This window comes from Afifella aestuarii, from assembly GCF_004023665.1.
GTDB lineage: Bacteria > Pseudomonadota > Alphaproteobacteria > Rhizobiales > Afifellaceae > Afifella > Afifella aestuarii.
In genome coordinates, this window is the sequence record NZ_SAUF01000001.1 from 255,901 (window position 1) to 276,712 (window position 20,812).

The 20,812-nt window shown below is 63.7% G+C and carries 17 protein-coding genes; 15 read left to right on the plus strand and 2 right to left on the minus strand.

What is annotated here, in order from left to right; translation table 11 throughout:
• Positions 1–269 precede the first annotated feature (269 nt).
• The 7 genes from EO094_RS01125 to ptsN all read left to right on the plus strand — a co-directional run bounded on the left by EO094_RS01125 (position 270) and on the right by ptsN (position 6,472).
• A complete protein-coding gene (locus EO094_RS01125) occupies positions 270–830 on the plus strand; it encodes a F0F1 ATP synthase subunit delta (protein WP_128290522.1) in 561 nt (186 codons plus the stop codon).
• Positions 830–2,362, plus strand: a complete 1,533-nt coding sequence (atpA, locus tag EO094_RS01130; RefSeq protein ID WP_128290523.1) for a F0F1 ATP synthase subunit alpha — start codon at positions 830–832, stop codon at positions 2,360–2,362. The genes EO094_RS01125 and atpA overlap by 1 nt, the downstream gene beginning before the upstream one ends.
• A 21-nt stretch (positions 2,363–2,383) precedes the next feature.
• Positions 2,384–3,259, plus strand: a complete 876-nt coding sequence (locus EO094_RS01135) for a F0F1 ATP synthase subunit gamma (protein ID WP_128290524.1) — start codon at positions 2,384–2,386, stop codon at positions 3,257–3,259.
• Positions 3,260–3,339: 80 nt separating this feature from the next.
• Complete coding sequence (gene atpD / locus EO094_RS01140; RefSeq protein WP_092812929.1) at positions 3,340–4,776, plus strand: F0F1 ATP synthase subunit beta; 1,437 nt, start codon at positions 3,340–3,342, stop codon at positions 4,774–4,776.
• A gap of 26 nt (positions 4,777–4,802) precedes the next feature.
• A complete protein-coding gene (locus tag EO094_RS01145) occupies positions 4,803–5,213 on the plus strand; it encodes a F0F1 ATP synthase subunit epsilon (protein WP_128290525.1) in 411 nt (136 codons plus the stop codon).
• A 145-nt stretch (positions 5,214–5,358) separates the two neighbouring features.
• Positions 5,359–5,958 (plus strand): ribosome hibernation-promoting factor, HPF/YfiA family, encoded by a 600-nt coding sequence (gene hpf, locus EO094_RS01150; RefSeq protein ID WP_128290526.1) that lies wholly within the window; start codon positions 5,359–5,361, stop codon positions 5,956–5,958.
• A 43-nt stretch (positions 5,959–6,001) separates the two neighbouring features.
• Positions 6,002–6,472: a PTS IIA-like nitrogen regulatory protein PtsN gene (gene ptsN / locus EO094_RS01155; RefSeq protein ID WP_092812938.1), complete on the plus strand. Its 471-nt coding sequence runs from the start codon at positions 6,002–6,004 to the stop codon at positions 6,470–6,472.
• Between the two features lie 45 nt (positions 6,473–6,517).
• Here ptsN and EO094_RS01160 read toward each other — a convergent pair whose 3' ends face one another.
• The gene (locus tag EO094_RS01160; RefSeq protein ID WP_092812941.1) at positions 6,518–6,772 is read right to left on the minus strand and encodes a BQ00720 family protein; all 255 of its coding nucleotides are present in this window, start codon (positions 6,770–6,772) and stop codon (positions 6,518–6,520) included.
• Between the two features lie 449 nt (positions 6,773–7,221).
• On the opposite strand from EO094_RS01160, the gene EO094_RS01165 reads away from it, so the two are divergent.
• The 7 genes from EO094_RS01165 (at position 7,222) to EO094_RS01195 (ending at position 18,644) form a co-directional block, all read left to right on the plus strand.
• A complete protein-coding gene (locus tag EO094_RS01165; RefSeq protein ID WP_128290527.1) occupies positions 7,222–9,090 on the plus strand; it encodes an autotransporter assembly complex protein TamA in 1,869 nt (622 codons plus the stop codon).
• Positions 9,090–13,715, plus strand: a complete 4,626-nt coding sequence (locus tag EO094_RS01170) for a translocation/assembly module TamB domain-containing protein (RefSeq protein WP_128290528.1) — start codon at positions 9,090–9,092, stop codon at positions 13,713–13,715. The genes EO094_RS01165 and EO094_RS01170 overlap by 1 nt, the downstream gene beginning before the upstream one ends.
• A gap of 140 nt (positions 13,716–13,855) precedes the next feature.
• Positions 13,856–15,283, plus strand: a complete 1,428-nt coding sequence (gene cysG / locus EO094_RS01175) for a siroheme synthase CysG (RefSeq protein ID WP_128290529.1) — start codon at positions 13,856–13,858, stop codon at positions 15,281–15,283.
• Positions 15,280–15,633 carry a DUF2849 domain-containing protein gene (locus tag EO094_RS01180; protein ID WP_128290530.1) on the plus strand — a complete coding sequence of 118 codons (354 nt, stop codon included), beginning with the start codon at positions 15,280–15,282 and terminating at the stop codon, positions 15,631–15,633. The genes cysG and EO094_RS01180 overlap by 4 nt, the downstream gene beginning before the upstream one ends.
• 36 nt (positions 15,634–15,669) lie before the next feature.
• Complete coding sequence (locus tag EO094_RS01185; protein ID WP_128290531.1) at positions 15,670–17,328, plus strand: nitrite/sulfite reductase; 1,659 nt, start codon at positions 15,670–15,672, stop codon at positions 17,326–17,328.
• Positions 17,315–18,058 carry a phosphoadenylyl-sulfate reductase gene (locus tag EO094_RS01190; RefSeq protein ID WP_128290532.1) on the plus strand — a complete coding sequence of 248 codons (744 nt, stop codon included), beginning with the start codon at positions 17,315–17,317 and terminating at the stop codon, positions 18,056–18,058. Before EO094_RS01185 ends, EO094_RS01190 begins: the two co-directional genes overlap by 14 nt.
• A gap of 55 nt (positions 18,059–18,113) precedes the next feature.
• Positions 18,114–18,644: a DUF934 domain-containing protein gene (locus EO094_RS01195; protein ID WP_128290533.1), complete on the plus strand. Its 531-nt coding sequence runs from the start codon at positions 18,114–18,116 to the stop codon at positions 18,642–18,644.
• Positions 18,645–18,652: 8 nt separating this feature from the next.
• Here EO094_RS01195 and EO094_RS01200 read toward each other — a convergent pair whose 3' ends face one another.
• On the minus strand, positions 18,653–19,807 hold the full coding sequence (locus tag EO094_RS01200; RefSeq protein ID WP_164879507.1) for an AbrB family transcriptional regulator: 1,155 nt from the start codon (positions 19,805–19,807) through the stop codon (positions 18,653–18,655).
• An 80-nt stretch (positions 19,808–19,887) separates the two neighbouring features.
• Here EO094_RS01200 and EO094_RS01205 point away from each other — a divergent pair, with 80 nt between their 5' ends.
• Positions 19,888–20,799: a sugar kinase gene (locus tag EO094_RS01205; RefSeq protein ID WP_128290535.1), complete on the plus strand. Its 912-nt coding sequence runs from the start codon at positions 19,888–19,890 to the stop codon at positions 20,797–20,799.
• Positions 20,800–20,812: the final 13 nt, after the last annotated feature.

The following is a 20,812-nucleotide window of genomic DNA, read 5'->3' on the forward strand; positions in this document are numbered from 1 at the left end:
TCTGCCGGGAATCGCCAAAATCGGCCGGTGTCTCGGCCCTCGGGGCGGCAAGCGAGCAGCGCTTTCGGCGGCTTCCGCGGAGGCAAACCTTTCGTAGGGGGTGGCCGCGTTTGTCGGCCTGCGGGCCGCTCGCCGTGTTGCACCCCCCAAAACGCTGTGCTAAGGGGCCCCCGGCTTGGCATGAGGGGGGCCCCGGCCCCTCCACGGTTGTCTAAACCCACCTGCTTCCGGAGCAACGGTCCGGAGCTCTAGCAAGAGATAGGAAACGCGTGGCGGACTCCTCCTCCCCTGTATCTGGCGTGGCTGATCGGTATGCGGCGGCTTTGTTTGAGCTGGCGCTGGAGGAATCGGCTCTCGAACAGGTCGAAGCCGATCTCGATCGCTATTCGCAGATGCTCGACGAGAGTGCCGATTTCCGCAGGCTCGTCGAAAGCCCGGCTTTCTCCTCCGAGGATCAGCTCGGGGCGATGAAAGTGCTGAACGAACGCGCAGGCATTACTGGCCTTGCGGCGAACTTCGTCGGCGTTCTGGCGCAGAACCGGCGGCTTTTTACGCTGCCCGGCGTCATCCGGTCGTTCAAGCGGCGTGCCGCGGAGCATCGCGGCGAGGTGACGGCACAAGTCACAGCGGCGCAGGCCTTGAGCGAGGAGCAAAAAAGCGCCCTGAAAGCGGCGCTGAAAGAGCGCCTCGGCAAGGATGCCAATCTCGATCTTAAGGTCGATCCTGCGATTCTTGGCGGCCTCGTCGTCAAGCTCGGTTCGCAGATGATTGACACCTCGCTCAGGACCAAGCTCAACATGATGAAATCACGTCTTAAAGAGGCCAGCTGATGGATATTCGGGCCGCAGAGATCTCCTCGATCCTGAAGGAGCAGATCAAGAATTTCGGCAAGGAAGCCGAGGTCACCGAGGTTGGCCAGGTTCTGTCCGTCGGTGACGGCATCGCCCGCGTCTACGGCCTCGACAAGGTTCAGGCCGGTGAGATGGTCGAGTTCGACGGCGGCATCCGCGGCATGGCGTTGAACCTCGAAGAAGACAATGTCGGCGTCGTCATCTTCGGCTCTGACCGGGAAATCAAGGAAGGCTCCACCGTCAAGCGGACCGGCGCCATCGTGGAAGTCCCGGTCGGCAAGGGTCTGCTTGGACGCGTCGTCGATGGTCTCGGCAATCCGATCGACGGCAAGGGCCCGATCGAATCGACCGAGAAGCGCCGCGTCGACGTGAAGGCGCCGGGCATCATCCCGCGCAAATCGGTGCACGAGCCGATGTCGACGGGCCTGAAGGCCATCGACGCGCTCATCCCGATCGGCCGTGGCCAGCGCGAGCTCATCATCGGCGACCGCCAGACCGGCAAGTCGGCCATCATTCTCGATACGATCCTCAACCAGAAGCCCGCCTGGGACCGCAAGGACGAGGACCGGATCCTTTATTGCATCTACGTCGCTGTCGGTCAGAAGCGTTCGACGGTCGCGCAGTTCGCCAAGACGCTCGAAGAGCGCGGCGCGCTGGAATATTCCATCATCATCGCGGCGACGGCCTCCGATCCTGCTCCGATGCAGTATCTGGCGCCGTTCACCGGCTGCGCGATGGGTGAGTTCTTCCGCGACAACGGCATGCACAGCCTGATCGCCTATGACGATCTCTCCAAGCAGGCCGTGGCCTATCGTCAGATGTCGCTGCTCCTTCGTCGTCCGCCAGGACGCGAGGCCTATCCGGGCGACGTCTTCTATCTGCATTCGCGGCTCCTGGAGCGCGCGGCGAAGATGAACGACGATTACGGCGCGGGTTCCTTGACGGCTTTGCCGGTCATCGAAACGCAGGCGAATGACGTGTCGGCCTATATTCCGACCAACGTCATCTCCATTACCGATGGTCAGATCTTCCTGGAGACGGATCTCTTCTACCAGGGCATCCGTCCGGCGGTGAATGTCGGCCTGTCGGTGTCGCGCGTCGGTTCGTCGGCTCAGATCAAGGCGATGAAGCAGGTTGCCGGTTCGATTAAGGGCGAGCTCGCACAGTACCGCGAAATGGCGGCGTTCGCGCAGTTCGGCTCCGACCTCGACCGCGCCACGCAGCGTCTTCTCGATCGCGGTGCGCGTCTGACGGAGCTCTTGAAGCAGCCGCAGTTCTCGCCGCTCAAAACCGAGGAGCAGGTCGTCGTCATCTATGCAGGCGTCAACGGCTATCTGGACAAGATCAGGGTTGCGGACGTGCGTCCTTTCGAGGACGGGCTCCTGGTTCTGATGCGCAACGAGCACCAGGATGTGCTCGACCAGATCCGCACCGAGCAGCAGCTTTCGGACGAACTCCGTGAGAAGCTGACGGCGATCCTCGACAAATTCGCCAAGAATTTCGCGGCGTAAAGCTCTGAGGAGAAGCGGCTCATGGCGAGCCTGAAGGACCTACGCAACCGTATCGCCTCGGTTAAGGCGACGCAGAAGATCACCAAGGCCATGCAGATGGTGGCCGCGGCGAAGCTGCGTAAAGCCCAAGAGGCGGCTGTCGCGGCCCGACCCTATGCGGAGCGCATGGAAAAGGTGCTCGCCAATATTGGGGCCTCGGTCGCCGGCAGCGAGAGCGCGCCGGCGCTCATCGCCGGAACGGGCAAGGACGACGTGCATCTGCTCGTCGTCTTTACCGCCGAGCGCGGCCTCGCCGGCGCTTTCAATGCCTCGATCGTCCGCAAGGCGCGCATGGATGCGCGCCGGCTCGTGGGCGAGGGCAAGACGGTCAAGCTCTTTCTTGTTGGTAAGAAGGGCAATGACATGATGCGCCGCGAGTTCGACAAAGAAATCGTGGATCGCACAGACTTCCGCGGCGTGAGGCAGTATGAATTCAGTCATGCGCTCGGCGTGGCGGACAAGCTACTCGCCATGTTCGACGAGGGCGCATTCGACGTCGCGACGATCTATTACTCGCGGTTTGAATCGGTGATTACTCAGGTGCCGGTGGCGCAACGGGTCATCCCTGTCGATCTCGGTGATGTGGAGGACGCCGACACCTCGCTGCATTACGAGTACGAGCCGGACGAGGAGACGATCCTTGCCGATCTTCTGCCGCGCAATCTCGCCGTACAGATTTTCCGGGCTCTTCTGGAAAATGGCGCCTCCGAACAGGGCGCGCGCATGACGGCTATGGACAACGCGACGCGCAATGCCGGCGAAATGATCGACAAGCTGTCCCTGTCGTACAATCGTCAGCGGCAGGCCCAGATCACGACAGAGTTGATCGAGATCATCTCCGGTGCAGAATCGCTTTAGCGCGCCGATAAACGGCGAATATAAGAGATCAGTCCTGGGTTCGTGCGAGCGGCGCCCCGGGAGAGGACAAGGATAAAGGCATGGCTGAGACAAACATGGGACGCGTCGCGCAGGTGATGGGCGCCGTGGTGGACGTCGAGTTCGACGGCGAGCTGCCGGCGATCCTGAACGCCCTCGAAGTGGACAACCATGGCAACCGTCTGGTTTTGGAAGTGGCGCAGCACCTCGGCGAAAACACGGTGCGCACCATCGCCATGGATCTGACCGAAGGCCTGGCGCGCGGCCAGGAGGTCAAGAATACCGGGCGTGCCATCGCAGTGCCGGTCGGCGACGAGACCCTGGGCCGGATCATGAATGTCATCGGCGAGGCGATTGACCAGGCTGGTCCAATCAAGACCTCCGAGACGCGCGGCATCCACCAGGAAGCGCCGTCTTACATGGAGCAGTCGACGGAATCGGAGATTCTCGTCACCGGCATCAAGGTCATCGACCTGCTCGCGCCGTACGCTCGTGGCGGTAAGATCGGCCTGTTCGGCGGCGCCGGTGTCGGCAAGACCGTGCTCATTCAGGAGCTGATCAACAACGTCGCCAAGGCGCATGGCGGTTATTCGGTCTTCGCCGGCGTGGGTGAGCGCACCCGCGAAGGCAACGATCTCTATCACGAGATGATCGAATCCGGTGTGAACAAGGATCCGAAGGAGAACAACGGTTCGACCGAAGGATCCAAATGCGCCCTTGTCTACGGCCAGATGAACGAGCCTCCCGGGGCGCGTGCGCGTGTCGGTCTCGCCGGTCTGACGGTCGCCGAATATTTCCGTGACCAGGGGCAGGACGTTCTGTTCTTCGTCGACAACATCTTCCGCTTCACGCAGGCGGGTTCGGAAGTGTCGGCTCTTCTCGGTCGTATTCCTTCGGCCGTGGGCTATCAGCCGACGCTCTCCACCGACATGGGTGCCTTGCAAGAGCGCATCACCACGACGACCAAGGGCTCGATCACCTCGGTGCAGGCCATTTATGTGCCGGCCGACGATCTGACCGACCCGGCGCCGGCCACCTCGTTCGCCCACCTCGATGCGACGACGGTGTTGAACCGCGCCATTTCGGAAAAGGGCATCTACCCCGCGGTTGATCCGCTCGATTCCACCTCGCGCATGCTCGATCCGCGCATCGTCGGCGAGGAGCATTACGAGGTCGCCCGGTCGGTGCAGGAGATGCTGCAGCGCTACAAGTCCTTGCAGGACATCATCGCCATTCTCGGAATGGACGAGCTTTCCGAAGAGGACAAGCTGACGGTGGCACGCGCCCGTAAGATCGAGCGCTTCCTGTCGCAGCCGTTCTTCGTGGCGGAGATCTTCACCAACACGCCGGGCAAGCTCGTCGACATCGCCGACACCATCAAAGGCTTCAAGGGCCTTGTCGCCGGTGATTACGACGATCTGCCGGAAAGCGCCTTCTACATGGTGGGCACGATCGAAGAGGCGCAGGAGAAAGCGCAGCGTCTGGCCGAGGCGGCTTAACGCGGCTTTCAACCGGGGAGCCTTAAATGGCCGAACCATTTCTATTCGATCTCGTCACGCCTTCTGCCCTCCTCATTTCGGAGGAGGTGCAGCAGGTTGTGGTGCCGGGGCAGGAAGGCTTCTTCACGATGCTGCGGCAGCACGCGCCGTTGATGACGACGCTGAAGCCCGGCTTCCTGGAAGTCCTGAAGACTGGCGGTGAGACGCAGCGCATCTATGTGCGCGGTGGCTTCGCTGACGCGACGCCCGACAGCCTCACCATCCTCGCCGATTTCGCGGTGCCGGAGACGGAGCTCAATGCCGATATCATCGACGAGCATATCCGTGAGGCCGAGGCGGAGCTTGAGGCGGCTGCCGGCGACATGAGCAAGTATCCGGTGGCGCATAAGCGCGTCTCCGATCTGCATGATGTGCGCCGCTGGATCATCCCGGCCTAGGCGCAGTTACGCGGCGATGCTGCGCCGCCAGAAGCAACAAGATTGACACGCTCGGGGGAGGCGCGTAACGCTCCGCGTGACCGCCTCTGCCGACGCTTGTATGCATCCGGGCCACTGAGCCCTCTCAACTGGACCTTTCTTAGCGATGGCATTGAAGATATCCGGCAAAAACGTCGATATCGGCGAGGCTCTGCGATCTCGGATCGAAGAGACCGTCGAGGCAGCGGTGAAGAAGTATTTCGACGGCGGCTATGCCGGCCACGTCGTGGTGGCCAAGAACGGCCGCAACTTCCACACAGATTGTTCCGTGCATCTCGATTCTGGTGCCGTCTTCGAGGCGAGCAGCACCAGTGCTGACGCGAATGACGGTTTCGATGCGGCGGCGGAGCGGCTGGAGAAGCGTCTGCGGCGCTACAAGCGGCGCATCAAGGACCACAAGGGCAAGCCGAGCCACAAGCTAGCCGGCGCGGCTGCGAACGCCTTCATCATCGAACCCCCGGATGAAGAGGAAGAGATCGGCGAGGAATACGCGCCCGCGATCGTTGCTGAGACCACGACGGAGATCCGCCGCATGACGGTCAGCTCCGCGGTGTTGCAGCTCGATATGACGGACGCCCCGGTCGTCGTCTTCCGCAACCATTCCCACGGCGGTCTCAACGTCGTTTATCGTCGGCCCGATGGCCATTTCGGCTGGATCGATCCCGCCTTGAACGAGCCTTCCGAGCCGAACAGCGGCGGAAGCTGATCGGGGCGTGGTGCACCCCGGCGATCAATTTTGGTGAATCCTCATGGATCTTAGCGACCTCCTGAAGCCTGAAGCAGTGGTGCCGAACCTCAAGGCCGTCAGCAAGAAGCAGGTCATTCAGGATCTCTGCGCCAAGGCCGCGCGCCTGACGGGTCTGTCGGAACGCGAATTGTTCGACACGATCCTGCAGCGCGAGCGGCTCGGTTCGACGGGTGTCGGGCAGGGGGTTGCCATTCCGCATGGCAAGCCCCGGCAGATCGACAAGATCACTGGTGTGTTCGCGCGACTGTCGAAGCCGGTCGATTTCGAATCGCTCGACGATCAGCCGGTCGATCTCGTGTTCCTGCTATTGGCCCCGGAAGGTGCCGGGGCCGACCATTTGAAGGCGTTGGCTCGTATCGCCCGCGTGCTGCGGGACGGTCAGGTTGCCGCGAAACTCCGTGCCACCACCGACCCAGACGCAATCTATTCGCTTCTGGTTGACCGCAGCACGTCGTCCCAAAGCGCCGCCTGAGGGCGGCCTGTTCGGGCATTAGGCCTCGAAGCGTACGGCAAAGCGTCAGTGGACGCTGAGCGGCTCCAGATCGTTGCTGCGGGCATTGGCGAGGGCGGCGGCGCGCGAATCCGTCAACAGGATCGGCGTTCCATCGGCCGTCAAAAGAGCCCAAAGCTCGAGCCCCGGCGCAAGCTCAGGGGCGGAGGGGAAGAGGCTCGCCACATCATCCGACTTCACCGGCCGGACATAGGCGATTTCGCCGCCTCCGAACTGCGCGAATGCGGCAGTGTCTGCCTTGTGCTGTTCGCAATCCGTCATCTCGTACTCCTTTACGGCCGCCTGTGCGGCCGTGTCCTTCTTTGAAGCGACCTAGCGGCCGGACCCGAAACGGCGTGCCGGACGCAATCGGAATATGGGAACGCGTCCGGCCTCTCACAAGAAGCATGCCGGGATGGGCTGAGGCTGGAGTCGGTGTCACCGGCTTGAGCCTTTCACCTTGGTGATTGTGAGAAAGTTAATCATCTTGTTGGCCTATTGGGGTGGCTTGCACCCACAGCGGGTGCGGCGAATGGGTCACACTTCTTGAAAGCCTTCCGGGGATAGCTGTCGCCATCATCTTGGATCGTCTAGTTTTCTTCGGCGTGGCGGGCGCGGGCGAGTTCGGGGTCGAGCGCATAGTGCATGTCGGGAATACATATTTGAGGTCGTGCCTGCGGCTGGGCCTTCCGTCCCGCTTCGTTCTGAAGCGAGCAGCGCGTGTCGGCCTCATGGCTGGATGTGCGTTTCTTGTCTTTCAGGCTCCCGCGGCACAGGCCTTCGAACTGTTCGGCTACCATCTTTGGGGTGACAAGGAGCCGGACGAGACGGTTCTCGAGCCGCAAACCTACGCAATCACGCTCAATGTCAGCCCGGACGACGATGACATCGGCGATCGGATCGAGAACGCCTCGCAGCTCTATGGGAAGCGCGAGGAGCCGGCGGCTGGCACCGCCGGTCTCGTGTCGCGTGCGCGCGGGGACTACGCCCGCATCCTGACAGCTCTCTATGCGCGTGGCCGTTATGGCGGCGTCATCACCATCACGATCGGCGGGCGACCCGTCGAGCAGATCACGCCGGACGTGACGCTGCCGGCCGATGTCCCGGTGACAGTGACTGTCGATCCAGGCCCGGTCTATCACTTCGCCGCGATCGACATCGTCAATCCGCCAGATTTCAACGCGCGCAAGACGCACCGGATCGATACGCCTCAGGAGCTCGGCCTGACCCAGGGCGCGGCGGCGGAATCCGGCGCCATCCTGAAGTCGGAAACGAGCCTGACCAACGCCTGGAAGCAGTTCGGATATCCCAAGGTGAAGGTCGAGCGTGAGATCGTTGCCGATCACGCGACGCGCACGGTCGATGTCCGTCTGGCTGTCGATACCGGACCCTACGCCCGCCTCGGGCACGTGAGCGTCAGCGGTACGGAGCGTATGGATCCAGGCTTCGTCGGCTACATGACCGGCATCAAGGGCGGAGAAGAGTACAACCCTGACCGGATCAATCGGGCACGCGAGCGTTTGCGTCGGCTCGAGGTGTTCCGCTCGATCACCATTCAGGAGGCCGAGGCCGTCGGATCGGACGGTTTCATGCCACTTTCGGTCCGGGTGGCGGAACGCAAGCGCCGTCTGATCGGCGGAGAGGCGAAATACTCCACCATCGATGGTGCGACGCTCGGCGCCTATTGGGTCCATCGGAACCTCTTCGGTCACGCCGAACGGCTTCGCATCGAAGGCAGCGTCTCGGGGATCGACGGCGCCGATTACGAGAATTTCGATTACATGCTCGCCACGACCTTCACCCGGCCGGGCATCATCACTCCGGACACCGATCTCGTCACCAATGTCACCGCCAAGCGGGAAGACAACGACACCTACGAAGAGCAGAGCATCTCCGGTCAGGTCGGCCTCACGCACCGCTTTACCGAAGATCTCAGCCTCGATACGGCGGTGAAGCTGGAGCGCTCGCGCATCGAGGATGCGCTCGGCATCAATCATTATCTGATCGCCTCACTGCCGACGAAGCTCGAATACGACAGCCGTGACAACAAGCTCGATCCGGCCGAAGGGATTCACGCGACGCTGTCGGGCGAGCCGTTCTACGAGTTCTACGAGGAATATCCGGCGCTGCGGTCTGAAGCGGAACTCGCGGCCTATTACAGCTTCGACCGCCGCGGCTATTACGTGGTGGCGGCCCGTGCCAAAGCGGGCAACGTCGTCGGCCCGTCGATCGACGATCTGCCGGCGAGCCGGCGGTTCCTTGCTGGTGGCGGCGGATCGGTGCGCGGCTACAGCTACGAGACGATCGGCGTCGATCTGCCGAACGGCGAGACCACGGGCGGCAAGTCGCTCCTGGAAGGCTCGCTCGAATTTCGTGCGCGCGTCACCGATTCGATCGGCCTCGTGCCTTTCGTCGACATCGGAACCGTCAGTGAGGACGCCATTCCCGATTTCTCCGAAGATCTGAAGATCGGCGTCGGCCTCGGCCTTCGCTACTACACCGGTCTCGGGCCGATCCGGGTCGACGTGGCGATGCCGCTCGATGCCGGAAAGGACGATTCCGATTACGCCATCTATGTCGGCATCGGGCAGGCCTTCTGATGAAGAAACGGACCACCCTTCTTGCTTCTCTGGCGCTTGCGGGCACGATCGGCGCCGTGAGCCTCGGCGTCCCCCTGGCTCTGGCGCAAGAGAACGACAAATCCTGGCTGCAGAATTTTCTGGAGAGCAAGCTCTCCGCTCCGGGCCGGCAGATCTCCATCGGCGCCATCAGCGGAACTCTCTCCTCGAACCCGTCGATCGCCTCGCTCACCGTCTCCGACGATGCCGGCCCCTGGCTGACGCTGCAGGATGTCTCCGTCTCGTGGAACCGGGGCGCACTCCTGCGCGGTCGCCTCGACATCGACAGCCTCAATGCCGCCTCCCTCAATATCGCCCGTAAGCCCAATCCCGGGCCAGAAGCGGCGCCTTCCTCCGATTCCGGCGGCGGGGGTTTTTCTCTGCCGATCGACGTCAAAATCGATGAGATCGCCATCCCGCAGATTCATCTCGGGGCGCCCGTCATCGGACAGGAAGCCGACCTCAGCCTGAAGGGGGCTGCGGCCGTTACCTCCGACGAAACCTCGGCCTCGCTCCAGGTCGAGCGCCAGGACGATCCGGGCGGCAGCTTCAATGCCCGTTTCAGCCTCGTCCCCGGCCAGAACGTTCTCGACATCGAGGCGAGCTTCGATGAGCCGGCCGGCGGTCTCGTCAGCACGGCAGCCGGGATCCCCGGCGCCCCGCCGCTTGCCTTCGCGATCGACGGCGAAGGTCCTCTCAACGATTTCACCGCCCAGATCGCGCTGAGCGCCAAGGGCGAGGAGAAAATCAAAGGTCAGGCTGCCGTCCAACGTCAGGATACGGCCTACCATATCACCGCCAACCTCTCCGGCTCGCTTTCAGGGATTGCAACCGGCGACAGCGCCCAGCTTCTTTCGGGAGAGAGCCAGCTTGCCGTCGACGTGTTGCGCAGCGACGATGGCCAGATCAGCATCCGTCGTGTCGATCTTCAAAGCCAAAGGGTCAACCTTTCCGCCACCGCTGAACTTGCCGCCGATGGCTTTCCGAGCCAGGGCGAGGTCAACCTCAGCGTCAATGAGGGACAGTCGGCTCCTCTTGCGCTGCCCGGTTACAATGGCGAGGCGTCGATCGGCGGGCTCACCCTCACGGCTTCCTTGAGCGGGGATGACGAGAAAAGCTGGCAGGCCGAAATTGCGGCCCAGAACGTGACGCATCCGCGAGGCAATCTCGTAAGCCTCAACTTCCGCGGCTCCGGCCAGGCGCAGTCGCTCGGTGATCCGCAGGGGCGCCAGGCGACTTTTGATGTCCAAGGGCAGGCGGAGGGGATCGAACCCCGCGACACCGCTCTTGCGCAGGCCGTTGGGCAGGAGATCAGCCTGAACGCCAAAGGCAGCTGGCAGGCGGGCTCGCCGGTGCGCGTGGAAGAAAGCCGCGTCGTCGCCGGAAACACCGAAGCGAGCTTTACTGGCGCGGCGTCACTGCGCTCGATCCTCGGCCGCGCCGCTTTATCGACCGCGGATCTTTCTCGCTTCTCCGGCCTCGCCGGACAGGATCTTGCCGGTGCCGCCGATGTCGACGCCAATGGCAGCGTCGACCTCAAATCGATGGGCTTCGATCTGACCGTCGGCGCGAACGGCCGAGGGCTCGGCGTGGGTATCGCCCCTCTCGATGCCCTTCTCACCGGCCCGGTGCGCCTTGAAGGTGGTGTGGCGCGCAACGAGACCGGCGGTTTCACCTTCCGCGATCTTCACCTGAATTCCGACGCCCTCGCCCTGACTGCGGACGGCAGCTACGCTGCGGACGCCGTCGATCTCGCGCTGCGGGCCGAGATCGACGATCTCGCTCGCGCCACAGATCGCGCGAAGGGGGCGGCACGCCTCGTTGTCGATGTCTCCGGCACGCAAGCCGCGCCACAGATTTCCGCAACGGCGACGGGCGACAACCTCGTCATGATGGATAAGCGGCTCACCGGCGCCAAGGCGAGCTTCAACGGCACGGTTGCAGGCAGCAAGGTCGACGGTGAGTTCTCGCTTGCCGGCAATCTCGGGGGCGTGCCGATCGACGGGTCGGGGCGCATCGCCTCGCTCGAGGGTGGGGTCCGGCAGCTGCAGGATCTTCTGGTCACCGCGGGGGCGGCAAAGCTCGCCGGCGATGCTGCGATGCGTGCCGATGGGCTCGTCTCCGGTGATCTCAGCCTCGATGCGCCCAACATCGCCGCGATCGCGCCGCTCTTCCTTATGGAAGCGGAAGGCGCCGTCGATCTCGATATTGCGCTTTCCTCCGACGAGGGTCAGCAGGATGCGCGGGTTTCCGGGACCATCGACAATCTGAAACTGGAGCAGGCCTCGGTCACCTCGGGGCGTATCGATTTGTCGGGACAGAACCTGCTTCAGGCGCCCGCTCTCCAGGGCATGTTCGATTTTCGTGGCATCCGTGCCGGCGGTTTCGACGTGCGCAGCCTGGAAGGAACCGCTCAGCAGACGGAAGGCAACACGGATTTCCGGGTGACCGCCGACACTGCGGATGGCGGAGGGCGGCTGGCCGGCCAACTTCAGCCAATCGAAAAGGGTTTCGCCGTCAATCTCGAGACTCTCTCCTTTTCGCATCAGGGCGTGGCCGCCGAGCTGCAACGTCCGTCGCGCATCGTTCTCGAAAGCGGCACGGTCGGCATCGACGATCTGGCGCTTGCTGCGGGCGGCGGCCAATTGACCGTCAATGGCTCGGCCGGCAACGAGCTCGATCTCCAGGTCGTTCTCGATGCGGTCAACGCGGCGGTCGTCAACGCTTTCGCGCCCGATCTCGATCTCGCCGGCACTATCTCCGGTCAGGCGAAGGTCAAGGGAACGTCGGCGCGCCCGGAACCCGCCTTCGACGTCACCTGGCGCGGTGCGACCGCAGCCCCGGTTCGGCAGGCCAATGCCGGCCCGTTCGATATTTCGGCCAAAGGAAATTACGTCGACGGCTCCGTCGATATCGATGCTGCGATCAATGGCCGGCGTGGCGAGCGCCTGGAGGTGAACGGTACCGTGCCTGTCTCCGGCGCGGGCCGTATGGACGTGAACGCCCGTATCGTCAGTCTGCCGGCTGCGGCGATCAATGCCATCCGCCCCGATCTCGGCGCCGAAGGGAATATCACCGGTACGGCCAGCGCCCGGGGTACGCTTCAAGCACCTGCGGCGCGCTTCGATCTCACCTGGCAGAACGCCTCGCTCCAGCAGACGCGCTCCATCGGTCTCGGCGCTTTGACGCTTTCCGCCACGGGCGCCTACGACAACGGCGCTGTCCGCTTGCAGAACAGCCGCATCACGGGAAGCGGCGTCGAGCTCGCGATCAACGGCAGTGTCGCGGTGACAGGCAGCCAGAGCCTCGATCTCCGGGTCACCGGGACCGCGCCGCTTGAACTCGCCAATACCTTCCTGGCAAGCCGTGATGCGGCGCTCAGTGGACGCGCGCAGGTCGATGTCGGCGTGCGCGGCGCGCTCACCTCACCGCAGATATCCGGCAGCGCGACGACAAGCGGAGCCACTTTCGCCGATCCGGAAACCGGGACGGTTCTGCGCAACATCCAGCTGCGCGCGAATTTCACCGGCGACCGCGTTGTCGTCGAAAGCCTCAACGCCCAGTACGCGCCCTCCGGCACGCTCACCGGCTCAGGCTCGGTTGGGTTGTCGGGCGGCTATCCGCTCAATCTTACGCTCGCCGCGCGCAACGGGCGCTATTCCGACGGGGACCTCGCCACGGCCCGCTTCGATGCGGATCTTCAGATCACTGGCCCCGCCCTTGCCGGCCCCACGGTCTCCGGCGAAGTGCGGCTTCAGCGTGTCGACATCACCGTGCCGGAAAGCCTTCCGGGTGGCGCGCTGGCACTCGACGTGGACCATATCAACGCCACGTCGGCGATCCTGCGGACGGTGCATCAGGCGCGGCCACGATCGCGACCGGCGAATGGCGCCGATAGCGGCGGCGGCGCCAATCTCGATCTCGTCGTCAACGCACCCAACCGGATCTTCGTGCGTGGCCGCGGCCTCGACGCCGAGCTCGGCGGTCGTGTGACGTTGCGCGGCTCGACGTCCAATATCGTCGCCACCGGCGGTTTTGAGCTCATCCGAGGGCGTCTCGATATCCTGACGAAGCGCATCACCATCGACAGCGGTGAGGTCAATTTCATCGGTGATCTCGATCCTTATCTCGATTTCTCCGCCACCACCGACAGCGGCGATATTACGGTGACGATATCTATCACCGGGCGCGCCTCCGATCCGGCGGTGACCTTCTCGTCCGTGCCGCAGCTGCCCCAGGATGAAGTCCTGGCTCAGCTTCTCTTCGGCCATTCGCTCGCCGATCTGTCGCCTTTCCAGATTGCCCGCCTGGCGGCCGCCGCCGCAGAGCTCGGCGGCCTGACCGAAGGCCCGGGCCTGTTCGGTCGGCTGCGTGAGGCGACGGGGCTCGACGATCTCGACATCGTCACCGACAGCGAGGGCAACACCGCCGTTCAGGCCGGGCGTTACATAAGCGACAACATCTATCTCGGCGTGCAGAGCGGCGCCGGGGCCGATTCGACCAAGGTGACGATCAATCTCGATGTCACCAAGGGCGTGAAGGTGCGCGGCGAGCTCGGGGCGGAGGGCGATTCCGCTCTGGGTATCGCGCTCGAACACGAGTATTGAGGAAGCCCGTACAGGCTTCCTCTGCATTGCCTCGCGTTAGAACCAGTTTCTTCGTTTTCCTGGTTTATCGCTCAGACGTTGCTTTGAGAGATGTAACTTGCGTGATCCTATAGAACGACGTTTCGTTCTAAGGGCATCCCATGGTCGTCTCCCGGTCCGAAAAGCTGCATGTCTTCCCAGCCTTCCACAAGGTGGCGGGCAGATGTGTCCTGGTGGTTGGCGGTGGCGATGAGGCGGCCGCCAAGGTCCGGCTTCTCGGGGAGAGCCTCGCGGAGATCTCCGTCGTCGCGGCCGAGCTGTCGCCAGCGCTGAAGGAGGCCATCGTCTCGACGGGTGCCCGCCATCTTCCCCGTGATTTTGAAGCGCCCGACGTCGAGGGCGCCGTTCTCGTCTTTGCCGCCTCGGGCGAAGAGGCGGAGGATCGCCGGGTCGTCGCGGCGGCCCGGGCGCGGGGCATTCCTGCGAATGCCGTCGACCGGCCCGAACTCTGCGATTTCTATACGCCTGCTCTCGTCAACCGGGCGCCTCTCGCCGTTGCCATCACCACCACGGGCGCAGCCCCGGTGGCCGCGCGGCGGCTGCGGGCGCGCCTCGAGGCTATGCTGCCGCGCGATTACGGCCGCTTCATCGCCTTCGCCGATTCCCTGCGGGGACGGGTGCGTTCGCGGCTGTCCGACGGGGTGGCGCGCCGACGCTTCTGGGCTGGTTTCTTCGACAGCGCGGCGCTCTCTTTGTTTTCGGCGGGCGACCGGGACGGCGCGGTCCGCGAAGCCGAGCGCTTGATCGATCATGCGGCTGTGCCCGCCCGTGGCTTCGTCTCGCTCGTCGGTGCCGGGCCAGGTGCGGAAGACCTTCTTACGCTGCGGGCGCAACGTGTGCTGCAGGAAGCGGACATTATCTTTCACGACGCGCTGGTGCCGGAGGCCGTGATCGCTCAGGGCCGCCGCGATGCGGAGCGCGTGAATGTCGGAAAGCGGAAGGGCTGCCACGCGAAATCGCAGGATGAGATCAATCGCCTGCTGATAGCTGCCGCGCGCGAGGGGCGTCGTGTGGTGCGGCTCAAGGCTGGCGATCCGATGGTCTTCGGTCGCGCGGGCGAAGAACTCGCAGCGCTCCGCGCTGCGAGTATCGCCCACGACGTGGTCCCCGGGGTGACGGCGGGGCTTGCGGCAGCGGCGGATCTCGAGCTGCCGCTGACGCTCCGGGGCACCGCGTCGTCTCTCGTCTTCACCACAGGTCACGACATGTATGGCGAGGCATTGCCGGATTGGGCGCGGCTTGCGGCCGGCGGGATGACGCTTGCGATCTATATGGGCAGAAGCGTCGCCGCCGATATCGCAGCGCGGCTCGCCGATGCCGGCCTCAGCGCAGATACGCCGGTTGCCGTCGTCGAAAATGCGAGCCGGCCCGACAAGCGCATGCTGGTCGGCACGCTCAATGATCTCCCGGCCCTTGCGGACCGCGAGGATCTTTCCGGCCCAAGCCTTGTCGTTGTCGGCGAGGCGGTCGCGGCCGCCCGGCTCGATCGGGCCGAACCCCTCCACGTTTCAGAAAGGCTCGCAGCATGAGCGGCAAGCGTCAGGACCTTCAGGTCGTCACGGCCAACCGGCTTGAGGATGGAGCTGTCGTCTGGCTCGGAGCCGAAGGCCATTGGTTTGAAGATATCAACGCGGCCAAAGTCTTTGCGCCGGAGAAGGTTGCGGAAGGCCTTGCGGACGCGGCTGCGGCTGTCTCACGCCAGGAGATCGTCGGCCCGGACGCAATCGCCGTCACGCAGGCGGAGGGCGAGATCGTGCCGGTGAGGCTGCGCGAGCGCATCCGGGCGCAGGGCCCGAGCATCCGGCCCGACGTCGGCCGCCTCGATGCAAGCCGGCCTGAGGTCGACCGCCCGACAAAGCTTTTCGAAGACGCGGCTTAAGCCGCTCTCTCCTCTTTCTCAGCGAACGGAAGTCTCATGTATCGCTACGATGAATTCGATCACTGCTTCGTCCAGGAGCGGATCCGGCAATTCCGCGGGCAGGTGGAGCGGCGGCTGTCCGGAGAGCTTTCCGAAGACGAGTTCAAGCCGCTCAGGCTGATGAACGGCGTCTATCTGCAGCTCCACGCCTATATGCTGCGCATCTCCATTCCCTACGGCACCCTTTCGGCGCGGCAGATGCACATGCTGGCCCATATCGCGCGCACGTATGATCGCGGCTACGGGCACTTCACCACGCGCCAGAACCTCCAGTTCAACTGGCCGCGGCTCGTCGATATCCCTGCGATCCTCGACGACCTCGCGAGCGTGGAGATGCATGCCATCCAAAGCTCGGGCAATTGCATTCGCAACGTAACGGCCGATCATTTCGCTGGTGCCGCTGGCGATGAGGTCGCCGATCCCAGGCCCTATGCCGAAATTCTCCGGCAATGGTCGTCGATCCACCCGGAGTTTTCCTTCCTGCCACGGAAGTTCAAGATCGCCCTCATCGGGTCGGAGCGCGACCGCGCCGCCATCCAGACGCACGATATCGGTCTCCAGCTGAAGCGGGACCAATCGGGCGCCCTCGGCTTTGCCGTCTATATCGGCGGTGGCCAGGGGCGCACGCCGATGATCGCCAAGAAGGTGCGCGACTTCCTGCCTGAGGCCGACCTTCTCGCCTATGTGACGGCGATCCTGCGCGTCTACAATCTGCACGGGCGACGCGACAACAAATACAAGGCGCGCATCAAGATCCTTGTTCACGAGACGGGAACGGAGGAACTGAAGGGCGAGATCGAGCGCGAATTCGCCGAGCTTCAGGGCAGCGACCTGACGCTTCCGGCCGAGGATATTCGCAATATCGACGCCTATTTTGCACCTCCTGCGCTCGAGCCACGTCCGGCGCGTTCTGAGGCATTTGAGCGGGCGCGCGCGGGAGATCGCGCTTTTGCAGCCTGGGTCGACCGCAATGTCGAAGCCCACAAGCTGCCGGGCCATGCCATCGTGACGATCTCGCTGAAATCGATCGGAGCGGTGCCGGGCGATGCTTCCGCCGATCAGATGGATGCGATCGCCGATCTTGCCGAACGTTACGGCCACAGCGAAATCCGTGTCAGCCACGAGCAGAATCTCGTCCTGCCGCATGTCGCGCTCGACGATCTCAAAGCGGTCTACGATCAACTTGTCGCGATCGGCCTCGCGGAGGGCAATGCCGGGCTGATCACCGACATCATTGCCTGCCCGGGGCTCGATTACTGCGCGCTCGCCAATGCACGCTCCATTCCGGTCGCGCAGAACCTCTCCAAACGTTTCGGAGATCCAAATAGACAGCGGCAAATCGGGGAATTGAAGATCAAGATTTCGGGCTGCATCAACGCCTGCGGCCACCACCATGTCGGCCATATCGGCATTTTGGGGGTGGAGAAGAAGGGCCAGGAATTCTACCAGATCACGCTCGGGGGGTCGGGCGATGAGACCACCACCATCGGCGAGATCGTTGGCCGGGGCTTCTCGTCCGAGGAGGTAGTTGATGCAGTTGAAACCCTGGTCGATCGGTATCTCGATCTTCGGCTGGATGAGACAGAGAGTTTTCTCTCCGCTTACCGGCGGCTGGGGCAGGAACCCTTCAAGGAGGCGCTCTATGCGACCGTTTGAGCCTGCAACAGGATCAGCGGGGCCGCCCCGTGCGTGCGATGACGATGTCGCCGTGCGTGCCGCCGACCTTGAGGCGCGCTACGGCGATGCGACACCGCAGGAGATCCTGCGCATCGCACTCGACGCGTTCGATCTCGATGATATCGCGGCGGTGACGAGCTTCGGCGCCGAATCGGCCGTCTGGCTGCACATGCTGTCGGAGATCGAGCCATCGACGCCGGTGCTCTTCATCGACACCGGCAAGCATTTCCCGGCCACGCACCGCTACCGCGAGACGCTGACGCAGACGCTCGGTCTCAAGGATGTGCGGCTGATCAAGCCGGACCCGGAGGATCTCAAACGCGAAGATCCGGTGGGGATGCTGTTTTCGCAGGATGCCGATCGCTGCTGCCATCTGCGCAAGACCCTGCCGCTCGCCGGTGCGCTTCAGCCCTTTTCGGCCTGGATGAACGGCCGCAAGCGCCACCAAAGCGCCACCCGGGCGCGCATGCCTGCCTTCGAGGTGGACGGGCCCAGGCTCAAGGTCAATCCGCTCGCCAGTTGGGGTCCTCAAGATATCCGCGCCTATTTCGAGCGTTTCGACCTGCCGCGCCATCCGCTGGTGGCGGAAGGCTATCCGTCGATCGGCTGCATGCCGTGCACGTCGCGCATCAAGCCGGGCGAGGATGAGCGGGCAGGGCGCTGGCGTGGGCGCGACAAGACCGAATGCGGCATCCACCTGGCTCCGTAAGCCTGACCGGTGGTTCGCCGGACAATCTCAAGAATTGGCCCTCAGGGAATGAACCATGAGTGATGAGACGCGTCTCTGGCGCAAGGACGGTTTTGCCGTCGACGAATGGCGCCTCCTCCAGGACGACGAGGCTATCGCGGCAGACGACAAAGTCATCCTGCCGGCCGCCCGGCTGGACGAGGTGGTGGCGGAGGCGCGCCTCACTCCGATGGGCGCACTTCTGGGCGCCGGTGAACCGGTCGATCTCCTCGTGCCGCATCTGGCAGGCCTCGAGCTCGTGGCGCTCGATTTTCCGGCCTTCACCGATGGACGCTCGTTCTCGAAGGCCGAGATCTTGCGCTCCCGTCACGGATTCTCCGGGGAGATCCGCGCCGTCGGCGACGTCCTCATCGATCAGATCCCGTTGATGCTGCGCTGTGGATTCGACAGTTTTCTGGTGCGCAACAAGCCAACGATTGCCGCCCTCGAGGGCGGGGTGCTGCCTGGCGTCGATCTCTTCTACCAGCCTGGTCAGGGCGCGGAGGCGGCCGTAGCCGGGCGTTCCTGGGCGCGGCGCCCGGCGATCCGCGAAGCCTCGTCGCGCTGAGCCAACGCTCAGGTCTTACGCTTGCGGAGCCGCGAGATGAGGCCGAAGGCGGCGTTTGAGGTGATGAGCACGATCAAGATCCGGGCGATGTGATGCGTCGCCACAAAAGCGACTTCCACCTGCAGCGAGAGCGCGACGAGGCTCATCTCCGTCAAGCCGCCGGGCGAATAAGCGAGCATCAAGGCGAGCGCGTCGAAACGCGTAAAGTGCCCGATCGTGTAGGCAAAGCCGTAGGTCACGGTGAGCAGGATGACGGTCGAGCCCAGTGACAGAAGCATCACCTTCAGCACTGTTGCCGCCGGAGTTGAGCGGAAGCGGCAGCCAATGACCGTGCCGAGAACGAGCTGTGCGGCGATGACGAGCCCATAGGGCGGCACGAAATGCGTGACGCCGGAGAGATGAATGGCGGCGCTGACCGTCATCGGTCCGATCATCTCGGGCGAGGGAAAGCGAAACAGGCGCCCAATGATGACGCCCAAGACGGCCGAGACGAGGAACCAGAAGGCTCCCTCGATGAAGGGTGTCCCGGCGCCAGCGCTGCCTGTCCCGCTCGTGATCGTCTCGCCGGAAAGCCATTCGACCAGGAACGGCAGCGTCATGACGACGAGAAGGATGCGCGCGGCATGGACGAGCGCGATCATGCCGCCGTCACCGCCGCGCTCTTCTCCGAGCACCGTCATGACGACGAGACCTCCCGGCATGCCGGAAAAATAGGCCGTCACCCAGTCAAAGCCTGCCACGACGCGAAAATAGGTGATGCACAAGACCGCAGAGACGGCCACGAACAGGACGAGTCCGAGAAGCGTCGGGATCCAGTCGGCCAGATGTCCCATCAGATCCGGCCGGAAACCAGATCCCAGCAGAACGCCGATGATGATGATCATCGGGGGGCGCACGATGGAGGGTGCTGCGATCGGCGCCTTCAAAAGCGCGCCGATGGTGCAGAAGGTCATCGGCCCGAGCATCCAGGCGAGAGGCAGGCTGAAATAGTAAAAGAGCGAGCCCCCCGCGCCACCGAGAGCGAGCGCGGTGATGAATTCGCGATAGGGGAAGCGCTCGCGCTTGAACGGCCCAAGGCTGGAGGCGAGAGCGCGGCGGTATCGGGGAGACGCTGGTTGCGCCGGAGAGGGGCCGAGGGAGTCGGGGGCGGGCTTGTCAGACAATCCTTTGGTATTCCACAACGATTTCAGGAAGCTCTGGGAACGGCGCCAAATGAGGAGCCGGAGGGGAGGAGAGGATCGAAATGGGTGTGCGGGTGCTGTCGATCGGCGAGTGCATGATCGAGCTATTCAAAACTAGCTTGGGTTCCTACGCCATCCAATATGGCGGCGATACCTTCAATACGGCCGTATATCTCGCCCGAGAGGGGGTCAAAACGGGCTATGCGACGGCCCTTGGCGGGGATGACCCGTTCAGTGGGGCGATTGTCTCGCTCGCTCAGGTGGAAGGTCTTTCCACCGATGCCGTCCTGCGTGTGCCGGAGCGGCTCCCGGGCCTTTACGCGATCGAAACTGATTCGGCCGGTGAGCGGCGGTTCTTCTATTGGCGGCAGAACGCGCCGGCCCGTCAGCTCTTCGAGCTCGAGGAGAGTTCGCGTATCGAAGCGGCAATGGAGGCGGCGGAATGGATCTATTTCTCCGGGATCACGCTCGGCATCTATTCCGACGCGGGGCTTGAACGTTTCGAGGCCGCGCTGAAACGCGCGCGGCAGGCGGGAACGAAAATCGCTTTCGACAGCAATTATCGTCCGGCCTTGTGGGCAGGCGATATCGAGCGGGCTCGCTCCGTCTTCCGCCGCTTCCTGCCGCTTGCCACGCTGCTTCTGCCGTCGTGCGACGATGAAAGGCTGTTGTGGGAGCTCGATACCGATGATGACGTCATGGCCGCCCTGCAGGATTTCGGGGCAGAGGAGATCGTCCTGAAGCGCGGCGACGCGGGCGTGCTCGTGCGCCATGACGGTGGTGAGGTCGAGGTTCCGATCGGCGACAAGGTCGTTCCCGTCGATACGACGGCGGCGGGCGACAGCTTCAATGCGGCCTATCTCGCCGCCCGCCTGCAGGGGACCGAACCCGAAGTTGCCGTTGCACGGGGACAGGCCCTGGCGCGTCGCGTCATCATGGTGCGCGGGGCGCTCATTCCGCGAGAGGAGGCCTGACGGCTGACGCCGT

Excerpts from the sequence above, each read along its gene's own strand:
- ptsN (WP_092812938.1), top strand. The coding sequence starts at position 6,002 with ATGGATCTTAGCGACCTCCTGAAGCCTGAAGCAGTGGTGCCGAACCTC.
- hpf (WP_128290526.1), top strand. The coding sequence starts at position 5,359 with ATGGCATTGAAGATATCCGGCAAAAACGTCGATATCGGCGAGGCTCTG.
- EO094_RS01195 (WP_128290533.1), top strand. The coding sequence starts at position 18,114 with ATGAGTGATGAGACGCGTCTCTGGCGCAAGGACGGTTTTGCCGTCGAC.
- cysG (WP_128290529.1), top strand. The coding sequence starts at position 13,856 with ATGGTCGTCTCCCGGTCCGAAAAGCTGCATGTCTTCCCAGCCTTCCAC.
- atpA (WP_128290523.1), top strand. The coding sequence starts at position 830 with ATGGATATTCGGGCCGCAGAGATCTCCTCGATCCTGAAGGAGCAGATC.
- EO094_RS01180 (WP_128290530.1), top strand. The coding sequence starts at position 15,280 with ATGAGCGGCAAGCGTCAGGACCTTCAGGTCGTCACGGCCAACCGGCTT.
- EO094_RS01160 (WP_092812941.1), bottom strand. The coding sequence starts at position 6,772 with ATGACGGATTGCGAACAGCACAAGGCAGACACTGCCGCATTCGCGCAG.
- atpD (WP_092812929.1), top strand. The coding sequence starts at position 3,340 with ATGGCTGAGACAAACATGGGACGCGTCGCGCAGGTGATGGGCGCCGTG.
- EO094_RS01165 (WP_128290527.1), top strand. The coding sequence starts at position 7,222 with ATGGCTGGATGTGCGTTTCTTGTCTTTCAGGCTCCCGCGGCACAGGCC.
- EO094_RS01185 (WP_128290531.1), top strand. The coding sequence starts at position 15,670 with ATGTATCGCTACGATGAATTCGATCACTGCTTCGTCCAGGAGCGGATC.
- EO094_RS01170 (WP_128290528.1), top strand. The coding sequence starts at position 9,090 with ATGAAGAAACGGACCACCCTTCTTGCTTCTCTGGCGCTTGCGGGCACG.
- EO094_RS01190 (WP_128290532.1), top strand. The coding sequence starts at position 17,315 with ATGCGACCGTTTGAGCCTGCAACAGGATCAGCGGGGCCGCCCCGTGCG.
- EO094_RS01145 (WP_128290525.1), top strand. The coding sequence starts at position 4,803 with ATGGCCGAACCATTTCTATTCGATCTCGTCACGCCTTCTGCCCTCCTC.
- EO094_RS01135 (WP_128290524.1), top strand. The coding sequence starts at position 2,384 with ATGGCGAGCCTGAAGGACCTACGCAACCGTATCGCCTCGGTTAAGGCG.
- EO094_RS01205 (WP_128290535.1), top strand. The coding sequence starts at position 19,888 with ATGGGTGTGCGGGTGCTGTCGATCGGCGAGTGCATGATCGAGCTATTC.